The following is a 23,171-nucleotide window of genomic DNA, read 5'->3' as shown; positions in this document are numbered from 1 at the left end:
GATCACTCGCCGTAGGGCACCCAGATCGTCTTGGTCTCGGTCGCCTGTGCCAGGGCCAACTTCGGATCAAGCGTCGCCCAATCCGGGTTGCCGCCGTGGTTCACCCAGGCGCGTTTCAGGTTCAAGGCGCTTGCACGCTCAAGCTCAGCCACATCAGCGTGCGGCGAGAACGACCACAGCGCATCGACATTGGCATGGGCGGCCAGCGTCTTGGCCATATCGCCATGCTGTCCTGTTACGATATTCACCACGCCGCCCGGAACGTCTGAGGTTTCCAGCACTTGATAGAGGTCCGTCGCCACGAGTGGGGCCGCCTGACTTGGCACCAGCACCATGCCGATTGCCCATCGACATCGCGCTTGCGACGAGGGTCGCAGAGCCCAGGAGAGGCGCGTCATCGGGCGCGAGCGCGCCGATCACACCGACCGGCTCGTGCATGGCCAAAGCTATGCCGCGGATCGGAACGCCCTTTGCCGCGCCATCATATTTGTCGGCGAAGGCGGCATAGGTGAAAAGCGCGTTGATCGTGGCATCGACCTCGGCCCGTGCCTTCGCGGCGGAGGTGTTCGTCGTGTCGCGGATCCGGTCGGCGAATTCCGTCGCGCGGGCCGATAGGTTCTCGCCCAGATAGTACAGGATTTGCGCGCGCAGATGGCCTGTGGTCTTGGACCAGCCTTTGGCGGCCGCAGCGGCTTCCACGGCGTTGCGAATATCCTTGCGATTGCCCAGACCCGTATGGCCCAAAAGCGCCCCCGATTTACTGTAGTGGGCTTGGCTGTAGCCGCCATCAGGCCGGACCTGCTTGCCGCCGACATACATCTTCGCGGTGCGGTCCATCCCCTCGGCTGTCGGAGCCTCGGGTGCGTTCGGCACAGGCAGCGCCTTTGCGGGGGACAGTTTCGAGGTCGGTTTGAGATAGGCTTGCAGCCCCTCCCACCCGCCTTCGCGGCCAAACCCGCTTTCGCGCACGCCGCCGAAGGGGGCCGCGGCGTCAAACAGGTTCGTGGCATTCACCCAGACCACGCCTGCCACCAGCTTCGGCGCGATGTCGAGGGCAAGGTTCAGGTTTTCCGTCCACAGCGTCGCGGCCAGCCCGTATCGGGTGTTGTTGGCGACCTCGACCGCCTCCGCCGGCGTGCGGAAAGTGGTGGAGACAAGCACCGGCCCAAAGATCTCCTCCTGCATCAGGGGGGCTGCCGTATGCAGGCCCGTGATCAACGTGGGCGGGTAGAAGCAGCCGGTCTCCGGCACAGGGATCGGCGCCTGGTAGACCTCGCCGTCCGTTTCGCTGACCATCTTGGTGATCGTGGCGTGCTGCACCGGGTCAACGATGGCGCCCACATCGATGCATTTGTCCATCGGATCGCCGATGCGCAGGTTCGCCATGCGAGCCTTTAGGCGGGTATGGAAATCATCGGCGATGCCTTCCTGCACCAGAAGGCGAGAGCCTGCGCAGCACACCTGGCCCTGGTTGAACCAGATCGCATCCACCAGCCCTTCGATGGCGCTGTCGATGTCGGCGTCCTCGAACACGATGTAGGGGGACTTGCCGCCAAGCTCCAACGTCAGGCTTTTGCCGGTGCCTGCAGTCTGTTCCCGGATACGACGGCCTACGGCGGTGGAGCCGGTGAAGGCGATCTTGTCGACGTCCGCGTCGACCAACGCGGCCCCGGTTTCCCCGTCCCCGGTGACGATGTTCACAACGCCAGGCGGCACGCCCGCCTCCTGACAGATCTCCGCAAAGACCATGGCCGAAAGCGACGTGTATTCAGCCGGCTTCAGCACCACCGTGTTCCCGGCGGCCAGCGCAGGCGCGATCTTCCAGGCCAGCATCAAGAGCGGGAAATTCCACGGGATGATCTGGCCGCATACGCCGATGGGGGCAAAGCCGGGCATCTCAGCATCGACCAGCTGCGCAAGGCCCGCGTGGTAATAGAAATGCCGGATCGCCAGCGGCACGTCGATGTCGCGGGACTCGCGGATCGGTTTGCCATTGTCGAGCGTCTCCATCGTCGCCAGCAGGCGCGAATGCTTCTGCATCAACCGCGCAATGGCATAAAGAACGCGGGCACGTGCGGAGGCGTCCTTGGCCCATTTCGGTTGGGCTTTGCGGGCGGCGGCAACGGCCTTGGTAACCTCTTCAGGACTGCCCTTGGTCACGCCCGCCAATTTCTCGCCGGTTGCGGGGTTGTTCGACGCGAAATCATCGCGCAGAGGGCCCCATGTGCCGCCGATGAAATGGCCTGCGATGCCACCGCGATCGGCCAGCCATCCAATGGCTTCGGCAGACGATTCAGGGGCCGGGCCGTACTCCATGCTTTCGAAGATATCGCGGGTGTTCATATCAAAGACCCCTGAAAAGGATGAGGGCAGCCACCGCCACAAGCAGGATCAACGCCACTGCTTTTCGGATCCGTGCGCGTTGCGCAATGGCTGCGTGAGGTTGCAGGTCGGCGTCGTATTCTGCGGCGGGTTGGGCAAAGGCATAAGCTGCGTTGAAGCGCGCCAGTTGTTCGGGCGTCAGCGTCGCGGTTGAAGCGGTTTCCTTGCGATGCTCCGAATAGCCCATCCAGATGACGTAAAGGACAAGGCAGAGAATGATGATTGCGTTGAAACTCAGGTGCATCGATCACGTCCCAATCAGGATGTAGGCGGCAAGGGACGCGGTCATGGTAAGGGCTGCAGCAATGGTCACGGGTCGTGCACGGTCTGCGGCGTCGGCCACGGCGCGGAACTCCGCGGGCATGTCGGCGCGATTGGCCTTGTTGCGGTACTTCTTGTTGAAGGTACGTGCCTGATCGACCGTTAGCTTCAGCGCCTCTTCCTTGAGCGGTCGATTGACGCGCATCATCAGCCAGAGGCTGACGCCAATCACGATGAGCAGGAGGATGAAGTTGAAGTCTATTGGCATGGCCTCACCCGATCGGATGCCGCCAACCGGCGGAATAGGCGCCGGTGACATGGTGCTCAAGTTGCCGTTCGATATCGCCCAAAAGCGAAGACGCTCCGAAACGGAACAGATCCGGTTGGAGCCAGCGATTGCCCAATTCCTCTTTCATCAGGCTCAGGTAAACGAGGCTGTCCTTCGCCTTTGAAATTCCGCCTGCCGGTTTGTAGCCGACCTTGTAGCCAGTCCGCGCCTCGAACGCGCGGATGGCGCGGATCATGGTGAGGCTGACGGGAAGCGTGGCGTTCACGCTTTCCTTGCCGGTAGAGGTCTTGATGAAATCGGCACCGGCCATCATGCACACAAGCGAGGCTTTGGCGACGTTGCGCAACGTGCCGAGTTCGCCGGTGGCCAGGATCGCCTTCACATGCGCCGCGCCGCAGGCTTCGCGGAATGCCTTCATTTCATCGTAAAGGGCCTGCCAGTTCCCGGTCAGCGCGTGACGACGGGAGATGACGATGTCGATTTCCTTCGCACCGGCGGCGACCGACATCTCTATCTCTTTCACGCGGAGTTCGAACGGGCTGAGGCCAGCGGGAAAGCCGGTGGAGACGGCGGCGACGGGGATATTCGTGCCCTGCAGCGCCTCAACGGCGGTCTCGATCATGTCATGATAGACGCACACTGCACCGGTGGTGATTGGCGGCAGACCAAGCGCCTCCAGCAGATCGGCGCGGACCGGTTGGCGCGCCTTGGCGCACAGACGGCGCACCCGGCCTTCTGTGTCATCGCCGGATAATGTCGTCAGGTCGATCAGAGTGATCGCCTTGGCCAGCCACGCGGCCTGATGCGTTTTCTTGACGGAGCGCCGACCCGGCAAGGTCGCTGCACGGCGTTCGATGGCCGAGGTATTGGCCTGAACCGAGGCAACCCAGTCGAGGTCCAGCTCCATGCCATCGTTTCGAGGCAGGTGAACCTGTGGCAGTTGGTCGGTGGCGGTTGTGGTGGCGTGGTGAAGCGTGTCGGTCATGGGACGGCCCTGATGCGCGTTGTCCCTAAGGTCTCACGCGGGGGCATGGAAGGCAAGGTTGACCAAACGGTCAAAAATCAGATGCGGGACAGAACAAGGCCTGCGGCGACCAGCCCAATGGCGGCGATACGTGTCCAACTGACCTCTCGCACCTGCAAGCCAAACGCGCCGATCGCATCCAGCACAAGGGCCGCCGCAAGCTGGCCGAAGATCAAGGCGGCGACCAGTGTCACCACCCCAAGCGTGCCGACTGACCAGACTGCAGCCCAAACATAAACGGCACCAAGTGCACCACCCATCCAGGCCCACCAGGGGGCAGCGGCCATTTGGCCGACACTGGGGACCGCTCCGCGCAGAACCACGATGATGGACAAGACAATGGCCCCCACGATGAAGCTGATCGCAGCCGCCACAACCGGATCGCCCGCGAAGCTGCCCAGGCGGGCATTGATGGGGGCCTGCGTAGAAATACACGCCCCGCCCACGGCGACGGCGATCAGGGCGAAGATGTATTGGCTGGACATGGCGCGCCTCCGGCAGAGTGGAGTGTGACGATGCGCCGACCAACCGGAATTGCCAAGAGTGCACGCGCAAGCTAGGACCGCGATAACCGGAGGGAAGCCCATGTCGTTTGACCGTTCCATCAAGATCGCGCCGTCGATCCTTGCCGCCGACTTCGCCAATTTTGGCGCTGAAGTTCAGGCGGTCGAGGCGCAGGGGGCAGACTGGATCCACATCGACGTGATGGACGGGCATTTCGTGCCAAACCTCACATTCGGCCCGCCGATGGTCAAAGCGTTGCGCCGCCATGTGTCGACGGTGATGGATGTTCATTTGATGATCGCACCCGTCGATCCGTATATCGAGGCCTATGCAGATGCAGGCGCGGACGTTTTGACCGCGCACGTGGAGGCCGGGCCGCACATCCACAGAACGCTCCAGGCCATTCGTGGGGCGGGGATGAAGGCGGGCGTTGCGCTCAATCCCGGCACACCTGCCAGCGCCATAGCGCATGTTCTGGACCTGTGTGATCTGATCTGCGTGATGACCGTGAACCCGGGCTTCGGGGGCCAAAGCTTTATCGACATGTCCGGCAAGATTGCCGAGCTACGCGCAATGATCGGGGACCGTGAGGTGCACATCGAGATTGACGGTGGTGTTGACGTGAACACCGCGCCGATTGTGGCGGGGGCAGGCGCGGACGTGCTGGTCGCTGGCTCCGCCGTGTTCCGGGGCGGCTCGGTCGAAACCCCTGGTCCTTACGGCGAGAATATCCGGGCCATCAGGGCTGCGGCCGGATGAACGGGCACATCACCCACGACGCGCTGGAGGACCCACGCAATGCCGATATCGGCATTTATGTGAATGGCGAGATCGTGCACCGGGATGACGCGAAAGTCTCGGTTTATGACAGCGGCTTCATGCTCGGGGATGGCATGTGGGAGGGGTTGCGGCTCTACGATGGGGTCTGGGCCTTTTTCGATGAGCACATGGATCGGTTCTTCGACAGTTGCAAAGCCGTGAGCCTTGATGTCGGGATGGATCGGCAAGGCATCTTTGATGCTTTGGAGACGACCCGCGCTGCGAATGGGATGGAAACGGATGTCCATTGCCGCCTGATGCTGACGCGGGGCGTGAAGGTGCGGCCGTTTCAGCACCCGTCGCTCAGCCAATCGGGGCCGACGCTTGTGATCATCATGGAGCATTCGAAGCCTGTCGACCGTTTGCAGGGCGCGGGCATTCGGCTGGCCACCGTTCCGCAGGCGCGCGGGCTGCCGATGAGCCAGGATGCGAAGTACAATTCCCACTCGAAACTCAACTGCGTGATCGCGTGTTTGCAGGCCGAGCAGGCGGGTGCGGATGAGGGGTTGATGTTGGACCCGCATGGGTTCGTGAACACAACGAATGCCTGCAACTTCTTCATCGTGAAGCGGGGCGAGGTTTGGACCTCGACCGGCGACTACTGCATGAACGGCGTCACTCGGGCGAAGGTCATCGAATTGTGTCGCCACGATGGGATCCCGGTGTTCGAACGGAATTTTTCGCTGGTCGATGTGCACGGTGCGGAGGAGGCATTTCTCACTGGCACCTTCGGCGCGCAGACGCCGGTTGCGTCGCTGGATGGGAAACCGGTGGGGACGGGTCAACGGCCTGTGACGGCGCGGATACAGGCGCTGTACAAGGAAGCCGTCGCCGAGCATGTGGCGGCGATAAAGGCAGGGGGCTGATCGGGTTTGCTCACGCGTGAGCAAGGCACTTAGATGTCTGTTTCAAAACGAAATATCGTTCCTTCTTAAAATCCTGTTTACCCAAGAACCGGCTCATTTCGCGCCTTGCTGTTGACGGGCTTCGAACGCCTCCCAGACATGCATCCGTCCTTTCTGTCGGGCATCGGCGAGCCAAAGCTTCTTGCGTACACCCGGCACCTCAAGCGCGGTATAGAGTCCGCCAGAGAACTTCGGCCAATCAATCGCCATTCCTGCCTTCACCATCTCGGCCGACAGATCGCTACCATCGGGCAGGGTGCATTTGGCGACGGTGCGGCCATGGGCGTCTTTTTCAAGAATCTCTGCCCGGACATGTTGCCCTTTGCACAAATGGACCAGCGCCCACTTTGCTTTCTTGCCAAAGGGATGGTTCATCTCAGGCGCATCGATGCCGAAGAGCCTGATCTGGGTCTTCTTAATCCGGATGGTGTCGCCGTCGACGATGTAGGCGGGCCCAGAAAGGATCTGGGGCGTGCGAACTTGGGCAGCCGTCGCCGCCGAAAACCGCCCTTGCGCCCCGGCTGGGGTGGGCTGGCTGTCATAGCTAGACGCCGGGCGTTCCGGTCGACGGCTTTCGCGCGGTTTCTCAGCAGGCGGTGCGGGATTTCGGAGGGTGCTTGGCCTGACCGGGTTCGGTGGCCGCCGGTCGGCCCGATTTGCAGTGTCCCGATCGTCGATCAGGTCGGGTCCACGAAACGCGGAAGCCCCGATGCGATACACAAGCCAGATAATTCCACAAAGAAGAAAGAACGCGATCAATACATCCATGGCGGGATTTCGAACACAAATACGTTCAGAAGCAAGCACTTACCTGCGGAGCGAACCGTATGCCGTCAGGTTTTGCGGAGTTTTGACGCGTGACACGCGGTGCGAGGGAGGCAGAGGCGCTCCCTCGCGTTACGTTGTCGATCTCAAGGGACCCTCGTACGCGTGCGGGTTGTGCGGGGTCGGTAGATGAATTCAACTGGACTGGTCACGCGAGCCGCTACATGCGGCAACACAACTCGAAAGCCGCGGGGCCTGAAATCGGGCCACCGGTATGCAATATATGCCATCATTTCACCGCCCACGGCTACTTGACCAAAAGGTCATGTCCATGGTCAGCGGCGGAACAAGTCCTCCGGCCTGCCGGCCATTGTTTCCGCAAGAGCGCTGGATTGCGTTTTTTTGATGGCGGCCCTGTTTCCCGCAAGAATCGCGGGCCACACCACAAAAAGCCCCACGCCGGTTTCTCCGACGCGGGGCGCGTAGTCTTGGGGCCCATTCTATTGGGTCAGGAGGCGGTGGGTCCGGCTTCCAGCACATCCTCCAATGTCCGCAAGCCAGTGCGTGGGGCCTGAACGAGCACCGACATGTTGCCGGGCTTGTGTTCGTTGCGGAGCATTTTCATGTGCGCCTCGGGCAGTTCGGCCCAAGGGAAGACTTCGGACATGCAGGGATCGAGACGCTGTTCGCACATCAGCTTGTTGGCGGCTGACGCTTGCTTGAGATGGGCGAAGTGGCTGCCCTGCAGGCGCTTCTGGTGCATCCACATGTAGCGGACATCGAAGGTGCAGTTGAAGCCTGAGGTGCCGGCGCAGATCACGACCATACCGCCCTTTTTGCAGACGAAGGTCGAGACGGGGAAGGTCGCCTCGCCCGGGTGTTCGAAGACCATGTCGACGTTGTTGCCCTTGCCGGTGATGTCCCAGATCGCCTTGCCGAACTTGCGGGCTTCCTTGAACCATTCGGCATATTCGGGCGTGTTCACCGTGGGAAGCTGGCCCCAGCAGTTGAAATCACGTCGGTTGATGGCGCCCTTTGCGCCGAGGGACATGACGAAGTCGCGTTTGCTCTCGTCCGAGATGACGGCGATGGCGTTGGCACCTGCCGTATTCGCCAGCTGGATCGCGTAGGAGCCGAGACCACCCGACGCGCCCCAAACCAGCACGTTCTGGCCGGGCTTGAGGTCGTGGGGTTCGTGGCCAAACAGCATCCGGTAGGCGGTTGCGAGCGTCAGCGTGTAACACGCGGCCTCCTCCCAGGTGAGGTGCTTGGGGCGCGGCATGAGCTGCTGCGATTGCACGTTGGTGAACTGCGCGAAGGAGCCGTCGGGCGTCTCATAGCCCCAGATCCGCTGGCTGTTGGAGTACATCGGGTCGCCGCCGTTGCATTCCTCATCATCGCCGTCGTCCTGGTTGCAGTGGATGACGACCTCGTCGCCGACCTTCCAGCGCTTCACCTTCTCGCCCACGGCCCAGACGATGCCCGAAGCGTCGGAGCCCGCAATATGATAGGGCGCGCCGTGGCCGTCGAAGGGGCTGATCGGCTGGCCGAGACCGGCCCAGACACCGTTGTAGTTGACGCCTGCGGCCATCACGAGGACGAGGACTTCGTTGCTGTCCAGTGTGGGGGTGTCGACGACTTCAACTTCGAACGCCTTGTCCGGCTCGCCATGGCGCTCACGACGGATCGTCCACGCGTACATCTTGGGCGGCACGTAGCCCATGGGGGGCATTTCGCCCATCTCGTAGAGGTCCTTCATAGGCGCGTCGTAGGGGGCATCTTGCTTGGGGGCGTCGAGGGCCATGGCTGTCTCCGTCATCAGGTACCTCCGGGCGGGCATGCCGCACTGCGGAATCATTTGCTGCTGATGCGAGAGATATTTGTGGGTGCGCAAGAAAGCAACACGAAAGTGTATGTTTCGGTAATTTTATGTCGTCACGGATTATCAAATGTGCCGAGGCGAGCTGACGGAGGAGGGACCTTCGCCATAGCGGGCTGGACAGAAGCAGACGGCAGTGGAGCTATTCCGCCGCATCCTCCAATCGCTCCGCATCCAACAGATGCGCGACACTGGCGGCATAGTATTCGACCACAGGTTTGCCGCGGTCGGGGATCGTGATCCGCTCGGGGTCTTCGTCGCGATCGATGAATCCACGCTCCTCAAGGGCACGCAGGCCGGCCTCGACGGTGTATTGCAAATCGTCGCGGGCGAGGTGGATGCCGACGCCCTTGGTCTCGGCGCGCGTGATGCGGGTGGCTATGGCGGTATCCAGCGCCTCAGCCGTGACGTTGCCGTCGCGGAGTGCGTGGGCAACGAGGGGGACGGGCACAACGGGCGTGACTGCGGCGATGCGGTCCATCAGGGCATCACCCAGCGCAGCAGGTTGGTCAGTGCGGTCGGTCGCAAGGAAATCGGTGAGGGATAGCGGATCGCCAAAGCTGACGGCGGCATAACCGTAGCGGTGGAACTTTCCGGTGATGCGATGCCAGATCTGGCGGCGGAGGTAGCGGAAGATAGGGGTAAGGGAAAACTTGAACCCGGCTGTGCCACCTGTCTGCGCCTCGATCAGGTTCCGGTCTTCCATGACGCGATCGTAGTTCAGCGCGACAGGAACAAACACGACATCGCGGGAGTTGCCGGGGCTGAAGCCGTCGAGGATGTAGGAGATCAGGCCGAGTTTCGGTTTGCCCAAGCCCCCGGTTCGCGAAAGTCCACCTTCTGGGAAAACGGCCTGGGTGACGCCTTCGTCGGTCGCGATCTGGACGTAGCGGGCAAGGACTTTGCGGTAGAGCGGGTTGTTGTGGCGGCGGCGGATGAAATAGCCGCCCATGGCACGCACCAGGCTGCGCAGCGGCCAGACCCGCGCCCATTCACCGACCGCATAGGCCAACGTGGAACGCTCGGCGACGATCCAAGTGACCAGCACGTAATCCATATTGGAGCGGTGGTTCATCACGAAGATGACCGTGCTGTCTTCTGGAACCTGTTCCAGCGCGTCATCATTGGGGTTGGTTAGCCGCACACGGTAGAGCGATTGACTTAGCCAGCGGGCGGCACGGGTGCCGAACGAGAAATAGGTGAAGGCAGAGAAGCCCGGCACGATTTCGCGCGCGTAGCGCTCAGCCTTTTCGGCAGCGACATCGACACGGATGTTGTTCTCACGCGCATGGTCGGCGATGGCTTGGGCGACTTGTGGGTCAAACAGGAGACGCCGTACGGTGTCGGCGCGGCGCGCCAGTTTGAAAGGCTGGATCGGGCGTTTGAGGCGGGTGTTGAGGCGCGAGACGGCCCGTTCGAGCCTGCGGCGGAGGAACCAGCGGACCGACGGAAACAGGAAATGCGATGCGAAGGTGAAGGCCGCAAACAAGACAATCAGGACAAAAAGCCAGAGGGGAAGTGTTACGGGCGCCGTCATGGGCGGAAGGTGTCAGGAATCCGCCCTTGGTGCAATCTGGCGCGTTCGTGATGCGCAGCTGCTTGTGCCCGAAGCGAGACCGGTGACGATGCTGCGGTGATGTACGATTTCGATTCCTTCTTCACGCTGACCCAGTGGGAACGTGTGGGGCTTGTGGCCCTTTCGTGCGTGATGGCGGCGGTCTGCCTGTGCGGTGTGCGGTTGGTGGCGCGAGGGCGTGTTTGGGCGGTTCGCGTCGTCGTCGCGGTTTTGGTGTTCTGGGCGTTCGTCTGGATGTCACCGCAGGCCTACTATGCCTATTACCGTGTGATCTTTGAGGATTTGCCGCCGCGCTGGGTGATCCCGCAAGTCCCAAGCGTGGCTGAGATGTGGGGGCATTTGAGCTTCACGGGCCGCAGCACGTTGTCGTCGCATGGAAAGGGTGTGTTGGGGTGGTGCCTTTTGGGCGTTGGCCTACTGACGCCGCATTTGCGGATGGGTCGGGGGAGACGCTGATGCGTTCAAGCCGCATCTCGCCCCTCCCACCGTCCCGCAATTGTCTGACTGCGCCGCAGTGCAGCTTTGCGTGTGCAGCGAATTGACAGGGATATTTTGTTCCGTCTAGATGCGGTCTGACGAAACGATGTTGCTTGGATCGAGTCGGAGAATACCATGTCGGATGTGAAGAAGGACCGCATAGCTGGTGACGCCACGCGGCGAGCCGACCGGCCCTGGTTGATCCGGACCTATGCCGGCCATTCCACGGCGCAGGCATCCAACGCGCTCTATCGGGGTAATCTGGCGAAAGGCCAGACAGGGCTTTCGGTAGCCTTCGATCTGCCAACGCAAACGGGCTATGACAGCGACCATGTTCTGGCGCGGGGTGAGGTCGGCAAGGTCGGCGTGCCGATCAGCCATCTGGGTGATATGCGGACGCTTTTTGACGAGATCCCGCTGGAGCAGATGAACACCTCTATGACGATCAACGCGACTGCGCCCTGGCTTCTGGCGCTTTATATCGCAGTGGCGGAGGAGCAGGGCGCGGATATCAGCAAGCTGCAAGGCACGGTCCAGAACGATCTGATGAAGGAATACCTGTCGCGGGGGACCTATATCTGCCCGCCAAAGCCGAGCCTGGCGATGATCGCGGATGTGGCCGAGTATTGTTACAAAGAGGTTCCAAAATGGAACCCGATGAATGTGTGTTCCTATCACCTGCAAGAGGCCGGTGCGACGCCTGAGCAGGAATTGGCCTTTGCATTGGCCACAGCGGTTTCGGTTCTGGATGAATTGCGCCCCCGCGTTCCGGCAGAGGATTTCCCAACATTGGTGGGGCGCATTTCCTTCTTCGTGAATGCGGGCATTCGGTTCGTGACCGAGATGTGCAAGATGCGCGCCTTTGTCGATCTGTGGGATGAGATTTGCGAAACGCGCTATGGCGTGAGCGATCCGAAAATGCGGCGCTTCCGCTACGGGGTGCAGGTCAATTCGCTAGGGCTGACGGAACAGCAGCCAGAGAATAACGTCTATCGTATTCTGATAGAAATGCTTGCGGTGACGCTTTCGAAAAAGGCACGCGCGCGCGCGGTACAATTGCCGGCGTGGAATGAAGCGCTTGGTCTTCCGCGGCCCTGGGATCAGCAATGGTCGATGCGGATGCAGCAGATCATGGCGTTTGAGACGGACCTTCTGGAATACGATGACCTGTTCGATGGAAATCCCGTGGTCGATGGAAAGGTCGAAGCCTTGAAAGAGGGCGCACGGGCAGAGTTGGCGAACCTTGAGTCAATGGGCGGGGCAATCGCTGCGATTGATTACATGAAGGGCCGTTTGGTTGAATCGAATGCCGATCGTGTGAATGCCATTGAACGGGGCGAAACCGTCGTAGTCGGTGTGAACAAATACACAGCCTCCGAGCCGTCGCCGTTGATGGGCGAAGATGGCGGGATCATGGTTGTCGATCCTGCGGTGGAGCAAGACCAGATTGCGCGGCTGAACGCGTGGCGCGCAGAGCGCGACCCGGAGGCGGTTGCAGCGGCATTGGCGGATTTGCGGGTTGCGGCAAAAGACGGAAAGAATGTCATGCCGGCCTCGATCCGGGCCGCAAAGGTCGGTGTCACGACGGGCGAATGGGCCGGTGTGATGCGCGCCGTGCATGGTGAATATCGCGGGCCAACGGGAGTGTCTGGCGCGGTGTCAAACAAGACCGAAGGGCTGGATGATATTCGTGAGGCGGTTGATGCGGTGTCAGACAAGCTCGGCCGTCGCCTGAAATTCCTTGTCGGCAAGCCGGGGCTTGATGGCCATTCGAATGGCGCCGAACAAATTGCATTCCGCGCGCGGGATTGCGGCATGGATATTTCCTATGAAGGAATTCGCCTGACGCCTGCCGAAATCGTGGAGGCCGCCAAAGCGGACAATGCCCATGTTATCGGGCTTTCTATCCTGTCCGGAAGCCACGTGCCGTTGATCAAGGATGTGATGGAGCGACTGCACGCCGAAGGGCTCGATATCCCTGTCATGGTTGGCGGCATTATTCCTGATGAGGATCGCGCAACCCTTTTGGGATATGGCGTTGCACGGGTTTATACGCCCAAGGATTTCGAGTTGAATCGCATCATGATGGACATCGTGACACTCGTTGATCCGGCTCCAATCGCCGCTGAATAACACCTTCGGCGCTTTCCGCTCAAAAAAGGACATGTCTAAAAGTTTGCTTGCCATTGGCATGTCATTCCTGCATGCGCGAATTGCAGACTGCCTAAAAAGAAGGAAGACCAAAATGGCAAAAGCATTGGACAAAATGACCTTGGAAGAACTGGAAGTCCATCAAAAGGAAGTCGCAGCCACCATTAAGGGCTACGAGAAAAAGCGGCGTTCCGAATGCCTCAGCGAACTGAAAGCAGTGGCCAAGAAATACGGTTTCTCGCTGGAAGACGTTGTTGGCGGCAAAGCAAAAGGCGGAGCAAAACCCAAGGGCGTGGCAAAATATGCCAATCCTGCGGATAGCTCGCAGACATGGACCGGACGCGGACGTCAGCCCAATTGGGTGAAAGAGGCGCTGGCAAAGGGCAAAACGCTCGACTCCATGGCGATCTGAACTGCGCTTTGCGTTGATTTGAAAAAGGCCGTCCCATGCGGGGCGGCCTTTTTCGTGGGCAATTGGCTATGCGTCGCTGCCTGGGCGGGGTATCCCGTTGCAAACACATCCATCAGGGAGCGCGGCGATGACGGTTCATATTGGGGCACAGCCCGGAGACATTGCGGAGACGGTTCTGATGCCAGGCGACCCGCTGCGCGCCAAATGGGCGGCGGAGCGGTTCCTTGAGAATACGGTTTGCGTCAATGAAGTGCGGGGCATGCTGGGGTTCACGGGCACTTGGCGTGGAAATCGCGTCACGATCCACGGCTCAGGCATGGGGATGCCGAGCCTGTCGATCTATACCAATGAATTGATCCGCGACTATGGCGCCAAGACACTGATCCGCATCGGATCCTGCGGGGCTATGCAGGAGCATATCAAGCTGCGTGATGTGATCTTGGCGACCACCTCGTCAACTCTTTCAACCCCATCGAGCGGGTTCTTCCGCGAGTTGAATTTCGCGCCGAGCGCGGATTTCGGGCTGCTCCACAAAGCGTTTCACGTCGCGGACGCGCGCCAGATGCCAGTTCACGTGGGCGGGATTTATTCGTCCGATGTTTTCTACGATGAGCGGCCCGATCTGAATGAACAGATGGTGCGCCATGGCGTTCTGGCAGTCGAGATGGAGGCAGCGGAGCTTTACACATTGGCGGCGCGATATGGGTGCCGGGCGCTTGCGGTGTTGACCGTTTCAGATCACCTGCTGACAGAGGAGGCGCTGCCATCGGAGGATCGCCAATCCAGTTTCTCGGACATGGTGGAAATCGCGCTGGAAGCGGCCTTCGCATGAGGCGCCTGGCGGGGAATCCGGTCGGGCCTGTCGGCTTGGGCTGCATGAGTTTTGGCGGCATCTACGGGGCCACGGACGTGGAGGAGAGCTTCGCGTGCATGCAGGCCGCCGTGGATCTGGGTGTAACCCATTGGGATGTGGCTGAAATCTACGGCGCGGGCGTCAGTGAGAAAGCCATTGGCCAGTTTCTGGCTGAGACGGGTGCGCAGGTGATGTTGGCCACCAAGGCTGGCATCTACACGCAACCTACACGGCATTTCAGCAACGCAGCAGATGACCTGCGGCGTTCCCTGGACGGGTCATTGGAGCGGTTGGAGCGGGACCGGGTCGAGTTGTTCTACGTCCACCGGCGCGAAGCAGATCGTCCGATTGAGGAGGTGACGGAAACACTTGCGCGGTTTATCGAAGAGGGGCTTATCGGCGGCATCGGGTTTTCCGAGATTTCACCGGCCAGCTTGCGGCGTGCCCATGCGGTGCATCCGGTGGCCGCAGTTCAGTCCGAATACTCCCTATGGTCGCGCCAGCCGGAGCTTGGGATGATCCAGACCAGTGCGGAACTGGGCGTGGCCTTTGTTGCGTTCTCACCGCTGGCCCGTGGCGTGTTAAGCGATGGCTTTCCCGGGCGAGACGCGTTTCCAGAAGGAGATTTCCGGAAGGGGCAACCACGGTTTTTGGACCCGAATTACCAGGCGAATATGCGGTATATTCAGGGGTTTAGGTCTTGGTGTGCGCAGCGGGGTTGGAGCACGGCGGCGACGGCTTTGGCATGGGTGCTTGCGCAAGGGGAACACGTTATCCCAATCCCCGGAACCCGGTCGGCGGCGCACCTGACGGAATTGGTGAAAGGCGCGGAGATCGCATTGTCGGACGAGGATCTGGCTGAGATCGAGCGGCTGTTGCCCATCGGGTTCGCGCATGGCGCGCGTTACGCGCCGTCACAATGGGCGGCGGTCGAGATCTACGGCTAGGCGGGCGCGGCGGGGAGACGCTGGTCCGCGTCTTTTGCTTTGCAAAAGATCGCGAACTTCGCCCCTCCCGCCGTCCCGTAAGGTGTCTTACAGGATCACGACGTCGAGCGGTGGAAAGCCGTTGAAGCCGATAGAGGCGTAAGTGGTTGTATAGGCGCCACAATTCCGGATCCAGATGCGGTCACCGGCCTTGAGGCCAAGCGGCAGGGCGACGGGGCGTTTTTCGTACAGAACGTCTGCTGAATCGCACGATGGGCCCGCGAGAATGCAGGGGCCAGTGGCCTCATGGTCGCGGTCTGTGGCGAATTGATAGCGGATGGCTTCGTCCATTGTCTCGGCAAGGCCCGAGAATTTGCCGATATCGAGATAGACCCAGCGGTGCAGGTCATCGGGCGATTTGCGGGACACGAGCAGCACTTCGGCCGCGATCATACCCGCCTCGGCCACAAGGCCGCGGCCCGGTTCGGCCATGATGCGGGGGACATCGCCAAAGCGGGCGTGGACAAGGTCCATCACCTTCGCGGCATATGTCGTCGGGTGCGGGATGTCGTCACCGTAGAAGGCTGGAAAGCCGCCGCCAATGTTCAAAAGATCAAGGGTAAAGCCCTGATCCTGCGCCATTTTCCAGACCTGAGCGATGCCGTCGAGGACCGGCGCCCACATCGCGGGATCGCGGGTTTGGGAGCCGACGTGGAAGCTGAGCCCGACGGGGCGCAGGCCAAGGGTGCGGGCCGCGTGCATGAGGGAAATCGCGTTGTCGCGGGTTGTTCCGAATTTGCGGGTCAGGGGCCAATCGGCACCGGACGCCTCGACCAGCAGGCGGATGTAGACCTGCGCGCCGGGGGCGTTTTCGGCAATCTTTTCAAGCTCTTCGACGGCATCAGCTGCGAAGACATCGACGCCGACGGAATGGGCAAACGCAATGTCGGCGGGCTTTTTGACGGTGTTGCCGAAGGAGATGTGTGCGGGCGCAGCCCCGGCATCGAGGCAAATCTGGATCTCGTGACGGGAGGCCGCATCGAAGCCGGAGCCAAGCGCGACAAGGCGTTCCAGGATCTCGGGCTGCGGGTTGGCCTTGACCGCATAGTGGATGTGGGCGCGGCCCAAGCCGGTGCTAAGCGCTTGATATTGCTGCACGACACGGTCGATGTCGAGGATCAGCGTTGGGCGGTCAAAGCTGTGCGCGCGAGCATAGGCTTCGGTACGGGATACGGAAACGGGCGCCCCGGAAAGGGCGGTAAACGTAGCGGTCATCACGTTCTCCAAGTGGACGGAACGCCCCATTTAAGGGGACGCGTTGCATTCAAAGGGAGACGTTACCGTCGCTACGTAACTGCGATGGTTATCCCGGCTCGGCGCGTGAGACCTGCGCGAAACCGACTTACCACCCGTGACAGAGGCGCGTGCGTTGGCGTCTATGGCGCGCATCTGGGGCAGATGCGGATTCGGATCAAGAGAAATCGTCAGCCGATTTCAGAAAATCCGCTCAGCTAAGCGGGTTTGCGTTCAACGGATCACATTATTCGAGCAAACCCCGTTCATTTGATCGCTTTTTCGGTCAGTTTTGCGGTGCCCCATAATCTCTGATCAGCGGAGCAGATTTGCGCTCAACTGAGCACATCTAGCCGCGCCCGTGTGTCCTGTCATAAGGGTTCGCTGCGGGCGGCTGATGCGTCGCCGTATGCGCGGTATCGAAGACCTCGATCTTCAGCGGGTAGCAGGGGGTTGTGTCGGACGAATGCTCGGCCCCGCAATCGCCACCGGGGCAGGCGGAGAGGGCGCCGAGAAGGTCAATCTGGGCCCGGAACTCTAGGCAGTCGCCGGGACGGACTGGGGAGGCCTTCATGAAGTACTGCCCGGTGTCGCGGGTGAAGCCGGTGCACATGAAGACGTTCAGAACATCATGTACAAGAAGTTCGGCCTCCTGCAGGGGCAGGCCGGTCTCATCGGCGAGGGCACGGGTGAGGTTGGAATGGCAGCAGTGGTGGTATTGGTCGCCGGAGTTCAGCAGTGCATTGGTGTAGGGGTCGCAGCGCGTGCCGATGACGTCGTGTACCGCGCCGCCATATGCGTCGATGCCGTACCAATCGAGGCTGTCGTGGGTGATGGTCGCCATGGCGCGCAGGTGGGGGATGTTGGACCAGAGCGTGTCGCCGGTGGTGACATGGGTGCCGTGGAGCGCGCGGGTTTTGCCAGAGAAGAAACGCTCAGACAGGTCGTGGGCGTTCCAGAGGTTCAGATCGCCGACCTGGGGGCCGTCGACGGAGGTGATGCGGATGGTCTGGCCGGCACGGGCGCGGAAGGTGGTGGCCTCGCGCGGTTGGGCGAGGAGCGCGGTTATCGGGCCAGCGGGTGTGGCGGGGCCCAGGTTTTGCGGTTCGGGGAGTGTTTCGGGCGGGTAGCAGACGACGGGTACAATGGCGCGGCGGGCTTCCGCATCGGCTGGTGGTGTGGATTGCTTGGGGCGGCGATTGGGCATGGCGGTGATCCGGTGCGTGGTGGGGTATGCGCAACCTACGCGCGTAGCGAGGTGCCTCGATCCTTATGGCGCGCAACGAGGATCGAGCAAAGACTGATCATGATGGTGATAGATACGAAAGGCCATGAGATGGCAAAGAAAGGCTCGGATCCACTCATCGGGTATGCGGGTGTCGCGCCATGAAGCACGTCGCATGCAGAGCGCCCCAATGCCAAGATTTCGTAGGCGAGGCGGATTGAAAACCAGCTTTGCCACACCGCAAAGGCGAAGAGTGGATAGAGCACCCAGTCGACCACCCGTGAATGCGATGAATACCTTAGAGCCAGCAGGCCAAGGCCACAGAGAATGCCTGTGAAAATGATCCCGTAGAGGCGGGTCGCATCGCCTTGTGTGCAGGTTCCGGCAACCCGAGCCAGAACCGTGTTGAGTGCTCCAAGATATAAAAAGGCAATGCCGAGAACGGACGAAACGACCTTGAAAACGAGCTGAAGCGTGGATCTGGAAAGATCTTTCATTCGGTTGCTACTCCTTACGTGAGACGCTTCGCGTGGCGCGAAAAAGACCCCGAAGTTGGACAAGAACCTCGGGGTCCAGCGACGTGCCACTAATCCAGGACAGGGGATTGGGCGGTCGTTGCACAACACTCGATCGTTGTGCGGTGCACGGCCAAAGGCTGTTGGCCAGGTCTTTGGCCGTGCACTCTAGGGGCAGAAGACGGGGCCACTTGGCCTGCCGGTTACGAGCTCTGGGGAGAGACAGGGGGCTCGGGCGGCGCCTGTGGGGCCGTTGGAGTGGGCGTCTTCTGCGAGGTGTTGGGTTGGGGGTAGCCGTGTTTGGGGGTGCCCCAGACGGTTTTGGAGGGGTCGCGTGGGGGCCGTACCAATCTTCGTTCCGGGTCATGTACATGGTGAGCGCCAGGGCGAAGAAGGCGAGGGTGGAGCCTGCGAGGAGGGCGTAATCGGCCGATTGTAGGATCAGGTAGAGGACCGCGTAGGTGATCGCGAGCATGAGGCCAAGGATCAGTGTGCGGATGCCGAGTTTCAGACCGACGAGGCCGAAGAGGGTCAGGAGCGCAGTCGTGGCCCCGGCGGAGAGCAGGTAGGCCGCGCCGAAGCCGATTTGTTCGGCGTAGGAGACCATGAGCAGCACGAAGGTCGACTGCGCGAGGCCGATGAGGATGTATTGCACCGGATGGGTCGGGCGTTTGGTGGCCCCTTCGATCAGTAGGACGGTCAGGAAGGTCAGCGCCACGAACAGGATGCCATAACGGGCGGCGCGGTAGGCCTTTTGGTAGAAATCGTTGGGTTGGAAATACTGCACACCGAAGGCGGCTTGTTGCCGGGCGGTGGCGTCATGGTCCTGCCGCGAGGCTTGGGGGAGGGGACGGGCGAGGTGGGGGATGTCCCATGTGGCGGTGAAGCCATCCTCGGTGATTTCACGGGTGTTGGGCAGGAAAGCCCCGGTGAAGCTGGGATGGGGCCAGTCGGAGGTGATCGTCACGGTGGATTGGCGGCCCATCGGAGTGGCGCGCAGCGTGTCGGCGCCGTTGAAGCCCAAGGTGAGCGTGTAACCGTCATGGCCACGGGGGTCGCCGAGGGCGGCAATGACACCGGCCTGGCCGTCGGCGCGGGGTTCAAGTTGGATCGTGTCGGTGCCGGTTTGAAGGTTTGCCACGCCGCGCAGCGCACGGTTGTCGGAGACCGTGAGGCGCAAGGACGCCTCGGACCAGAGGATCTCCTCGTTCGAGAGGATCAGGTCTTCCGCCGCGTCGAGGTCGTAGGTCAGGCCCATGGTGGCAAGCGCCTGAAAGACAGGGACATCGAAGAGGCCGCGGGAGAGAATCTCAGTCTCGGTGCCGAGGTCGAGGGTGAAATCCTCGGGCAGAAGATAGATGTGATCGGTACGCCGGATGCGGGGGACCTGGCGGAGTTTCCTCGGTTTCCTCGCCGGTTTCAGGGTCGGTCACGGTGAAGGTTTCGTTGACCTGGAAGGTGCCCTGGACGGGGAGGATCAGGACGGGGCCGGAGAGGAGCTGTTCACCACCCCATTCGCGGCCGATGTCGCGGATGGTTTGTTGGGCGAGATAATCGCGTTCCTCGACGACGAGGGAGACGAAGAAGGTGGGGATGAACATCAGGACGGCCAGAAGGCCAACGATGAGGAAACGGGTGCCGAGGGAGCGCATGGACGGGTCCTTGGGTTGGGGCAGATGTGCCGACCCTAGGGCGCTGTGTTCGCGGGCGTGTGCAGGAGATGTGCAGGTTTCGGGGTTGTTTTGGTCTATCAAAAGGAGCGGCTTGCGCCGCGTTTGATTGTTTTGCGCTGGCGCGCGGCGGTCGGGCCGTTGGCCCGATTGGAGGCGCCGCCTGTCGTCCATTGGGCTTGAACCAATGGCGCACCAAAGGACGACCCACCGAGGTATTTCTGAAACAAGGAAGGGGGCAGCTGCGAGGAGGGCCTTAAGGGCCGAGGAGGGGCTGGCGTCAGAGCGTTTCGCCCAGGGTTTTGCCAGAGAAGATGCAGCCGCCCAGAAACGTGCCTTCGAGCGCATTGTGGCCGTGATAGCCACCGCCGCCGAAGCCTGCGACCTCGCCTGCTGCGAAGAGGCCGGGAAGCGGGGTGCCATCGGGGCGGAGGCATTGGCCGGAGAGGTCGGTGTGCAGGCCGCCCAGGGACTTGCGGGTGATGATGTTGAGGCGCACGGCGATGAGGGGGCCGTGGGCGGGGTCGAGGATGCGGTGCGGTTTGGCTGCGCGGATCAGCTTGTCACCGATATATTTGCGGGTCGCGCGGATGGCGTTGATCTGGGCGTCTTTGGAGACCTTGTTGGTGAGTTGCGCATCGCGCGCCTCGATCTGGGCGCGGATTTTTGTGGGGTCGAGGGGGGCCTGGGGCGTGATCTTGTTCATGCCGGCGATGAGGGTGTCGAGGTCGGAGGCGACGACGAAATCCTCACCCTTTTCCTTGAAGGCTTCGACGGCTTGCGGTGGCGCCTTTGCCGAGGCGTTCCTTCAAGACTGCGGACCATTTGGCGGAGGTGAGGTCGGGGTTTTGTTCGCTGCCTGAGAGCGCGAATTCCTTTTCGATGATCGACTGGGTCAGGATGAACCAGCTGTGGTCGTGGCCGGTTTGCAGGATGCGTTTGAGGGTGGAAGTGGTGTCGTGGCCGGGCAGGCAAGGGGCCTCCATCCGCGTGCCTTCCGCGTCGAACCACATCGAGGAGGGGCCTGGCAGGATACGGATGCCGTGGTTGGGCCAGATGGGATCGTAGTTTCGCAGGCCCTCGGTGTAGTGCCACATGCGGTCTTCGTTGATCGCGGTGGCGCCTTGGGCTTTGGCCTGTCCGGCCATTTGGCCGTCCACGTAATCGGGGACGCCGGAGATCATGTGGATTGGCGGCGGGCCGAGGCGTTCCACAGGCCAGTGTTCGCGGACGAGGTCGTGGTTGCCGCCGATGCCTCCGGTGGTGATGGCGGTTGTTTCTGATGTGTAGCTGAATTGGCCGGTGACGGTACGGTTGGTGGATTGGCCGCGTTCGGCCATGTCGTCGGCGAGGATCTCGCCCTCGACGCCTTTCACGGTGCCGCCCTCGATGATCAGCGACGTGACGCGATGGCGGAAGTGGAGGGTGATGTTGGGGTGGGTTTGGACGCGCTCGGCGTAGGGCTTCACGACGCCGGTGCCGGTGCCCCAGGTGACGTGGAAGCGGGGGATGGAATTGCCGTGGCCTGAGGCCAGCGCGCCGCCGCGTTCGGCCCATCCGACCACGGGGAACCAGCGCAGCCCGAGGTCGTGGAGGTAGTCGCGCATCGGGCCTGCGGCGAAGTCGAGATAGGCCTCGGCCCAGGCGCGGGGATTGGCGTCCTCAGAGCGGTCGAACTGGGCGGAGCCGAACCAGTCGCTTGCGGCCAGATCCCGGCTGTCGCGCAGGCCGAGACGGCGTTGTTCGGGCGTGTCGACCATGAAGAGGCCGCCGAGGCTCCACCACGCCTGACCACCCAGGGATTGCGGGCCTTCCATGTCGAGAAGGGCGACTTTGCGGCCGCGTTCGGCGGCGTGGTAGGCGGCGACGAGGCCTGAAAGGCCCGCGCCGATGATGATGGTGTCGTAGTTCATGGAGAGAGGCTAACGGCGCGGGCGCCGTGGGTCACTTGTTTCGTTGCGGAAGGGTGTTTGCGCCGTGCGTATGGGGGTAGCGTGAACGGCCGGTTTGCGTTTGTAGTGGCACTATGGATCACACGGTTGAGAGCTTTTCGAAACGCGCCAATGCGCAGCTGCCGCGGCGGCTGGGGCAGCGGTATGACAAGGATGGGTTTCTGCCCGATCCGGGCAATACGGTCGTGCGGCATCTGGATCTGGACAGGCCCGGCGGGCAGGCGGTGGTTGCGGCGCGGGCGGCGATGATGGCGCTGCCGGGGGCAGAGCGGTTCATCTTTACGCCGGTCGAGAGCCTGCACATGACGGTGTTTGAAGGGGTCCTGGACAACCGCAGGCAGGCGGATGCCTGGCCGGATTGGATGGACGCGGATGCGTCGGTTGAGGATGTGACGGAGGCGATGCGCGCACGGCTGAGCGGGTTCGAGGGCCCGGACGATTTTGCGGTGCGCGTGGCCACGGTACGCCCCGGGGGATTGGATCTGGTGGGTGCGACGGACGCGGATGAGGCTGTGGCGCGCGAGTGGCGGGAGGCTTTGGCCAAAGCGTTCGGCTATCGGCAGGGGGAACATGACCGATATGGCTTCCACATGACCTTTGCCTATTCGCTGGATTGGCTGCCGGATGAGCAGGTCGCCATCTGGGAAGAGGGATTGGCGCGCATTGAGGCTGAGTTGGTGGCAGGCGGCGCCCATTCTGCCGCTCAGGCCGCCTGCGTTTTGCGCATTTGCGGATATGACCTGGTTTGAGGAGTTGGTGGTCTTGGGGTGAGGGGCGCTGCCCCTCGCGCTGGCGCGCTCACCCCGGAGTTTTTCGGCCAAGATGAAGGGGGGCAGGTCACCCGTTTTCGTAGTCTAAGTGATGGCGGGGATTTGCGCAACGCCATGAATAGGGTGCAGGATACCAGCGGTAGTCGGAATAGCTCCATCCAAAAGCCTGATTATCCCATACGGCGCAGGCATGTGGAGGACCGTTGTCGATTCTGGAAATGCTGTTCAGATCGCGAATGAACACGACCGTCAGACCCAAGCGTTGTGCTTCCTGGGCAATCGCTTCGGCATTCCAGCGATTGGCGAGTGTTGCGCTGAGCCCGGTGAACACGAGTATGAAAGCCGCAATGGCAAGTGGTTCCGCATCCATTACCCGCAGCAGAAGGTAGACAGCGGACGCCGAGAGCAGACCAATGCCCAACGCAGGCGCGAGGACATCCGGGGGAGCAAAGCCAGAGCTTCAAGATACGTGATCGGCAGAAGGAATACGCCACCGATGACGCCAAGTATCAACCCCGCAAAC

Annotated in this window: 21 protein-coding genes and 2 pseudogenes; 8 read left to right on the top strand and 15 right to left on the bottom strand. The window is 61.7% G+C overall.

Annotated features, from left to right (window positions below; translation table 11 throughout):
* Positions 1–2: 2 nt before the first annotated feature.
* The 5 genes and pseudogenes from ACZ1HK_RS09975 to ACZ1HK_RS09955 all read right to left on the bottom strand — a co-directional run bounded on the left by ACZ1HK_RS09975 (position 3) and on the right by ACZ1HK_RS09955 (position 4,441).
* Positions 3–2,343, bottom strand: a pseudogene (locus ACZ1HK_RS09975) (aldehyde dehydrogenase family protein).
* A gap of 1 nt (position 2,344) precedes the next feature.
* Positions 2,345–2,626, bottom strand: coding sequence for a hypothetical protein (locus tag ACZ1HK_RS09970; RefSeq protein WP_472628593.1), 282 nt, complete (start codon positions 2,624–2,626; stop codon positions 2,345–2,347).
* A gap of 3 nt (positions 2,627–2,629) precedes the next feature.
* The gene (locus tag ACZ1HK_RS09965) at positions 2,630–2,911 is read right to left on the bottom strand and encodes a hypothetical protein (protein ID WP_472628592.1); all 282 of its coding nucleotides are present in this window, start codon (positions 2,909–2,911) and stop codon (positions 2,630–2,632) included.
* Positions 2,912–2,915: 4 nt separating this feature from the next.
* Complete coding sequence (gene deoC, locus ACZ1HK_RS09960; RefSeq protein WP_472628591.1) at positions 2,916–3,917, bottom strand: deoxyribose-phosphate aldolase; 1,002 nt, start codon at positions 3,915–3,917, stop codon at positions 2,916–2,918.
* A gap of 77 nt (positions 3,918–3,994) precedes the next feature.
* Positions 3,995–4,441 carry a DMT family transporter gene (locus tag ACZ1HK_RS09955; RefSeq protein WP_472628590.1) on the bottom strand — a complete coding sequence of 149 codons (447 nt, stop codon included), beginning with the start codon at positions 4,439–4,441 and terminating at the stop codon, positions 3,995–3,997.
* A 100-nt stretch (positions 4,442–4,541) separates the two neighbouring features.
* Between ACZ1HK_RS09955 and rpe the strand changes: the two genes are divergently transcribed.
* Both rpe and ACZ1HK_RS09945 read left to right on the top strand, forming a co-directional pair.
* The gene (rpe, locus tag ACZ1HK_RS09950; RefSeq protein ID WP_472628589.1) at positions 4,542–5,219 is read left to right on the top strand and encodes a ribulose-phosphate 3-epimerase; all 678 of its coding nucleotides are present in this window, start codon (positions 4,542–4,544) and stop codon (positions 5,217–5,219) included.
* On the top strand, positions 5,216–6,145 hold the full coding sequence (locus ACZ1HK_RS09945) for an aminotransferase class IV (protein ID WP_472628587.1): 930 nt from the start codon (positions 5,216–5,218) through the stop codon (positions 6,143–6,145). Before rpe ends, ACZ1HK_RS09945 begins: the two co-directional genes overlap by 4 nt.
* A 93-nt stretch (positions 6,146–6,238) precedes the next feature.
* On the opposite strand, the gene ACZ1HK_RS09940 is transcribed toward ACZ1HK_RS09945, so the two are convergent.
* From ACZ1HK_RS09940 to ACZ1HK_RS09930, 3 genes are all read right to left on the bottom strand, one after another.
* The gene (locus ACZ1HK_RS09940) at positions 6,239–6,952 is read right to left on the bottom strand and encodes a thermonuclease family protein (protein ID WP_472628586.1); all 714 of its coding nucleotides are present in this window, start codon (positions 6,950–6,952) and stop codon (positions 6,239–6,241) included.
* 505 nt (positions 6,953–7,457) lie between these two features.
* Positions 7,458–8,753, bottom strand: a complete 1,296-nt coding sequence (gene ccrA, locus ACZ1HK_RS09935) for a crotonyl-CoA carboxylase/reductase (RefSeq protein ID WP_472630816.1) — start codon at positions 8,751–8,753, stop codon at positions 7,458–7,460.
* Between the two features lie 217 nt (positions 8,754–8,970).
* Entirely contained in the window at positions 8,971–10,365 is a 1,395-nt protein-coding gene (locus ACZ1HK_RS09930) for a 1-acyl-sn-glycerol-3-phosphate acyltransferase (RefSeq protein WP_472628585.1), read from the bottom strand.
* Positions 10,366–10,464: 99 nt separating this feature from the next.
* Here ACZ1HK_RS09930 and ACZ1HK_RS09925 point away from each other — a divergent pair, with 99 nt between their 5' ends.
* The 5 genes from ACZ1HK_RS09925 to ACZ1HK_RS09905 all read left to right on the top strand — a co-directional run bounded on the left by ACZ1HK_RS09925 (position 10,465) and on the right by ACZ1HK_RS09905 (position 15,244).
* Positions 10,465–10,860 carry a hypothetical protein gene (locus ACZ1HK_RS09925; RefSeq protein WP_472628584.1) on the top strand — a complete coding sequence of 132 codons (396 nt, stop codon included), beginning with the start codon at positions 10,465–10,467 and terminating at the stop codon, positions 10,858–10,860.
* Positions 10,861–11,016: 156 nt separating this feature from the next.
* Positions 11,017–13,014, top strand: a complete 1,998-nt coding sequence (locus tag ACZ1HK_RS09920) for a methylmalonyl-CoA mutase family protein (RefSeq protein ID WP_472628583.1) — start codon at positions 11,017–11,019, stop codon at positions 13,012–13,014.
* Between the two features lie 112 nt (positions 13,015–13,126).
* Positions 13,127–13,444 carry an H-NS histone family protein gene (locus ACZ1HK_RS09915; RefSeq protein ID WP_472628582.1) on the top strand — a complete coding sequence of 106 codons (318 nt, stop codon included), beginning with the start codon at positions 13,127–13,129 and terminating at the stop codon, positions 13,442–13,444.
* A 127-nt stretch (positions 13,445–13,571) separates the two neighbouring features.
* Positions 13,572–14,276 (top strand): purine-nucleoside phosphorylase, encoded by a 705-nt coding sequence (gene deoD, locus ACZ1HK_RS09910; RefSeq protein ID WP_472628581.1) that lies wholly within the window; start codon positions 13,572–13,574, stop codon positions 14,274–14,276.
* A complete protein-coding gene (locus ACZ1HK_RS09905) occupies positions 14,273–15,244 on the top strand; it encodes an aldo/keto reductase (RefSeq protein ID WP_472628580.1) in 972 nt (323 codons plus the stop codon). The genes deoD and ACZ1HK_RS09905 overlap by 4 nt, the downstream gene beginning before the upstream one ends.
* 87 nt (positions 15,245–15,331) lie before the next feature.
* Here ACZ1HK_RS09905 and ACZ1HK_RS09900 read toward each other — a convergent pair whose 3' ends face one another.
* The 6 genes and pseudogenes from ACZ1HK_RS09900 to ACZ1HK_RS09875 form a co-directional block, all read right to left on the bottom strand.
* Positions 15,332–16,498 (bottom strand): type III PLP-dependent enzyme, encoded by a 1,167-nt coding sequence (locus tag ACZ1HK_RS09900; RefSeq protein WP_472628579.1) that lies wholly within the window; start codon positions 16,496–16,498, stop codon positions 15,332–15,334.
* A 367-nt stretch (positions 16,499–16,865) separates the two neighbouring features.
* The gene (locus ACZ1HK_RS09895) at positions 16,866–17,723 is read right to left on the bottom strand and encodes an urea carboxylase-associated family protein (RefSeq protein ID WP_472628578.1); all 858 of its coding nucleotides are present in this window, start codon (positions 17,721–17,723) and stop codon (positions 16,866–16,868) included.
* Positions 17,724–17,758: 35 nt separating this feature from the next.
* Complete coding sequence (locus ACZ1HK_RS09890) at positions 17,759–18,238, bottom strand: hypothetical protein (protein WP_472628577.1); 480 nt, start codon at positions 18,236–18,238, stop codon at positions 17,759–17,761.
* 7 nt (positions 18,239–18,245) lie between these two features.
* Positions 18,246–19,607 carry a cell envelope integrity protein CreD gene (creD, locus tag ACZ1HK_RS09885; RefSeq protein ID WP_472630815.1) on the bottom strand — a complete coding sequence of 454 codons (1,362 nt, stop codon included), beginning with the start codon at positions 19,605–19,607 and terminating at the stop codon, positions 18,246–18,248.
* Positions 19,567–19,908, bottom strand: coding sequence for an inner membrane CreD family protein (locus ACZ1HK_RS09880; RefSeq protein ID WP_472628576.1), 342 nt, complete (start codon positions 19,906–19,908; stop codon positions 19,567–19,569). The genes creD and ACZ1HK_RS09880 overlap by 41 nt, the downstream gene beginning before the upstream one ends.
* 298 nt (positions 19,909–20,206) lie before the next feature.
* Positions 20,207–21,839: pseudogene (locus tag ACZ1HK_RS09875) on the bottom strand (FAD-binding dehydrogenase).
* Positions 21,840–21,952: 113 nt separating this feature from the next.
* Here ACZ1HK_RS09875 and ACZ1HK_RS09870 point away from each other — a divergent pair.
* The gene (locus tag ACZ1HK_RS09870; RefSeq protein ID WP_472628575.1) at positions 21,953–22,627 is read left to right on the top strand and encodes a DUF1868 domain-containing protein; all 675 of its coding nucleotides are present in this window, start codon (positions 21,953–21,955) and stop codon (positions 22,625–22,627) included.
* An 88-nt stretch (positions 22,628–22,715) separates the two neighbouring features.
* Here the strand turns inward: ACZ1HK_RS09870 and ACZ1HK_RS09865 are convergent, their stop codons facing one another.
* Entirely contained in the window at positions 22,716–23,069 is a 354-nt protein-coding gene (locus tag ACZ1HK_RS09865; protein ID WP_472628574.1) for a hypothetical protein, read from the bottom strand.
* Positions 23,070–23,171: the final 102 nt, after the last annotated feature.

The sequence above is a fragment of the Gymnodinialimonas sp. JB5-7 genome, assembly GCF_055693405.1.
The sequence above is the reverse complement of the archived record's forward strand: the minus strand, read 5'-3'. Positions and strand labels throughout refer to the sequence as shown.

Bases quoted from the DNA above. Each gene is read 5' to 3' on its own strand.
- ccrA (WP_472630816.1), bottom strand. From the start codon at position 8,753: ATGGCCCTCGACGCCCCCAAGCAAGATGCCCCCTACGACGCGCCTATG.
- ACZ1HK_RS09955 (WP_472628590.1), bottom strand. From the start codon at position 4,441: ATGTCCAGCCAATACATCTTCGCCCTGATCGCCGTCGCCGTGGGCGGG.
- ACZ1HK_RS09940 (WP_472628586.1), bottom strand. From the start codon at position 6,952: ATGGATGTATTGATCGCGTTCTTTCTTCTTTGTGGAATTATCTGGCTT.
- deoC (WP_472628591.1), bottom strand. From the start codon at position 3,917: ATGACCGACACGCTTCACCACGCCACCACAACCGCCACCGACCAACTG.
- ACZ1HK_RS09925 (WP_472628584.1), top strand. From the start codon at position 10,465: ATGTACGATTTCGATTCCTTCTTCACGCTGACCCAGTGGGAACGTGTG.
- ACZ1HK_RS09895 (WP_472628578.1), bottom strand. From the start codon at position 17,723: ATGCCCAATCGCCGCCCCAAGCAATCCACACCACCAGCCGATGCGGAA.
- ACZ1HK_RS09890 (WP_472628577.1), bottom strand. From the start codon at position 18,238: ATGAAAGATCTTTCCAGATCCACGCTTCAGCTCGTTTTCAAGGTCGTT.
- ACZ1HK_RS09915 (WP_472628582.1), top strand. From the start codon at position 13,127: ATGGCAAAAGCATTGGACAAAATGACCTTGGAAGAACTGGAAGTCCAT.
- ACZ1HK_RS09905 (WP_472628580.1), top strand. From the start codon at position 14,273: ATGAGGCGCCTGGCGGGGAATCCGGTCGGGCCTGTCGGCTTGGGCTGC.
- deoD (WP_472628581.1), top strand. From the start codon at position 13,572: ATGACGGTTCATATTGGGGCACAGCCCGGAGACATTGCGGAGACGGTT.
- ACZ1HK_RS09945 (WP_472628587.1), top strand. From the start codon at position 5,216: ATGAACGGGCACATCACCCACGACGCGCTGGAGGACCCACGCAATGCC.
- rpe (WP_472628589.1), top strand. From the start codon at position 4,542: ATGTCGTTTGACCGTTCCATCAAGATCGCGCCGTCGATCCTTGCCGCC.
- ACZ1HK_RS09880 (WP_472628576.1), bottom strand. From the start codon at position 19,908: ATGCGCTCCCTCGGCACCCGTTTCCTCATCGTTGGCCTTCTGGCCGTC.
- ACZ1HK_RS09920 (WP_472628583.1), top strand. From the start codon at position 11,017: ATGTCGGATGTGAAGAAGGACCGCATAGCTGGTGACGCCACGCGGCGA.
- ACZ1HK_RS09870 (WP_472628575.1), top strand. From the start codon at position 21,953: ATGGATCACACGGTTGAGAGCTTTTCGAAACGCGCCAATGCGCAGCTG.
- ACZ1HK_RS09900 (WP_472628579.1), bottom strand. From the start codon at position 16,498: ATGACCGCTACGTTTACCGCCCTTTCCGGGGCGCCCGTTTCCGTATCC.
- ACZ1HK_RS09965 (WP_472628592.1), bottom strand. From the start codon at position 2,911: ATGCCAATAGACTTCAACTTCATCCTCCTGCTCATCGTGATTGGCGTC.
- ACZ1HK_RS09970 (WP_472628593.1), bottom strand. From the start codon at position 2,626: ATGCACCTGAGTTTCAACGCAATCATCATTCTCTGCCTTGTCCTTTAC.
- ACZ1HK_RS09930 (WP_472628585.1), bottom strand. From the start codon at position 10,365: ATGACGGCGCCCGTAACACTTCCCCTCTGGCTTTTTGTCCTGATTGTC.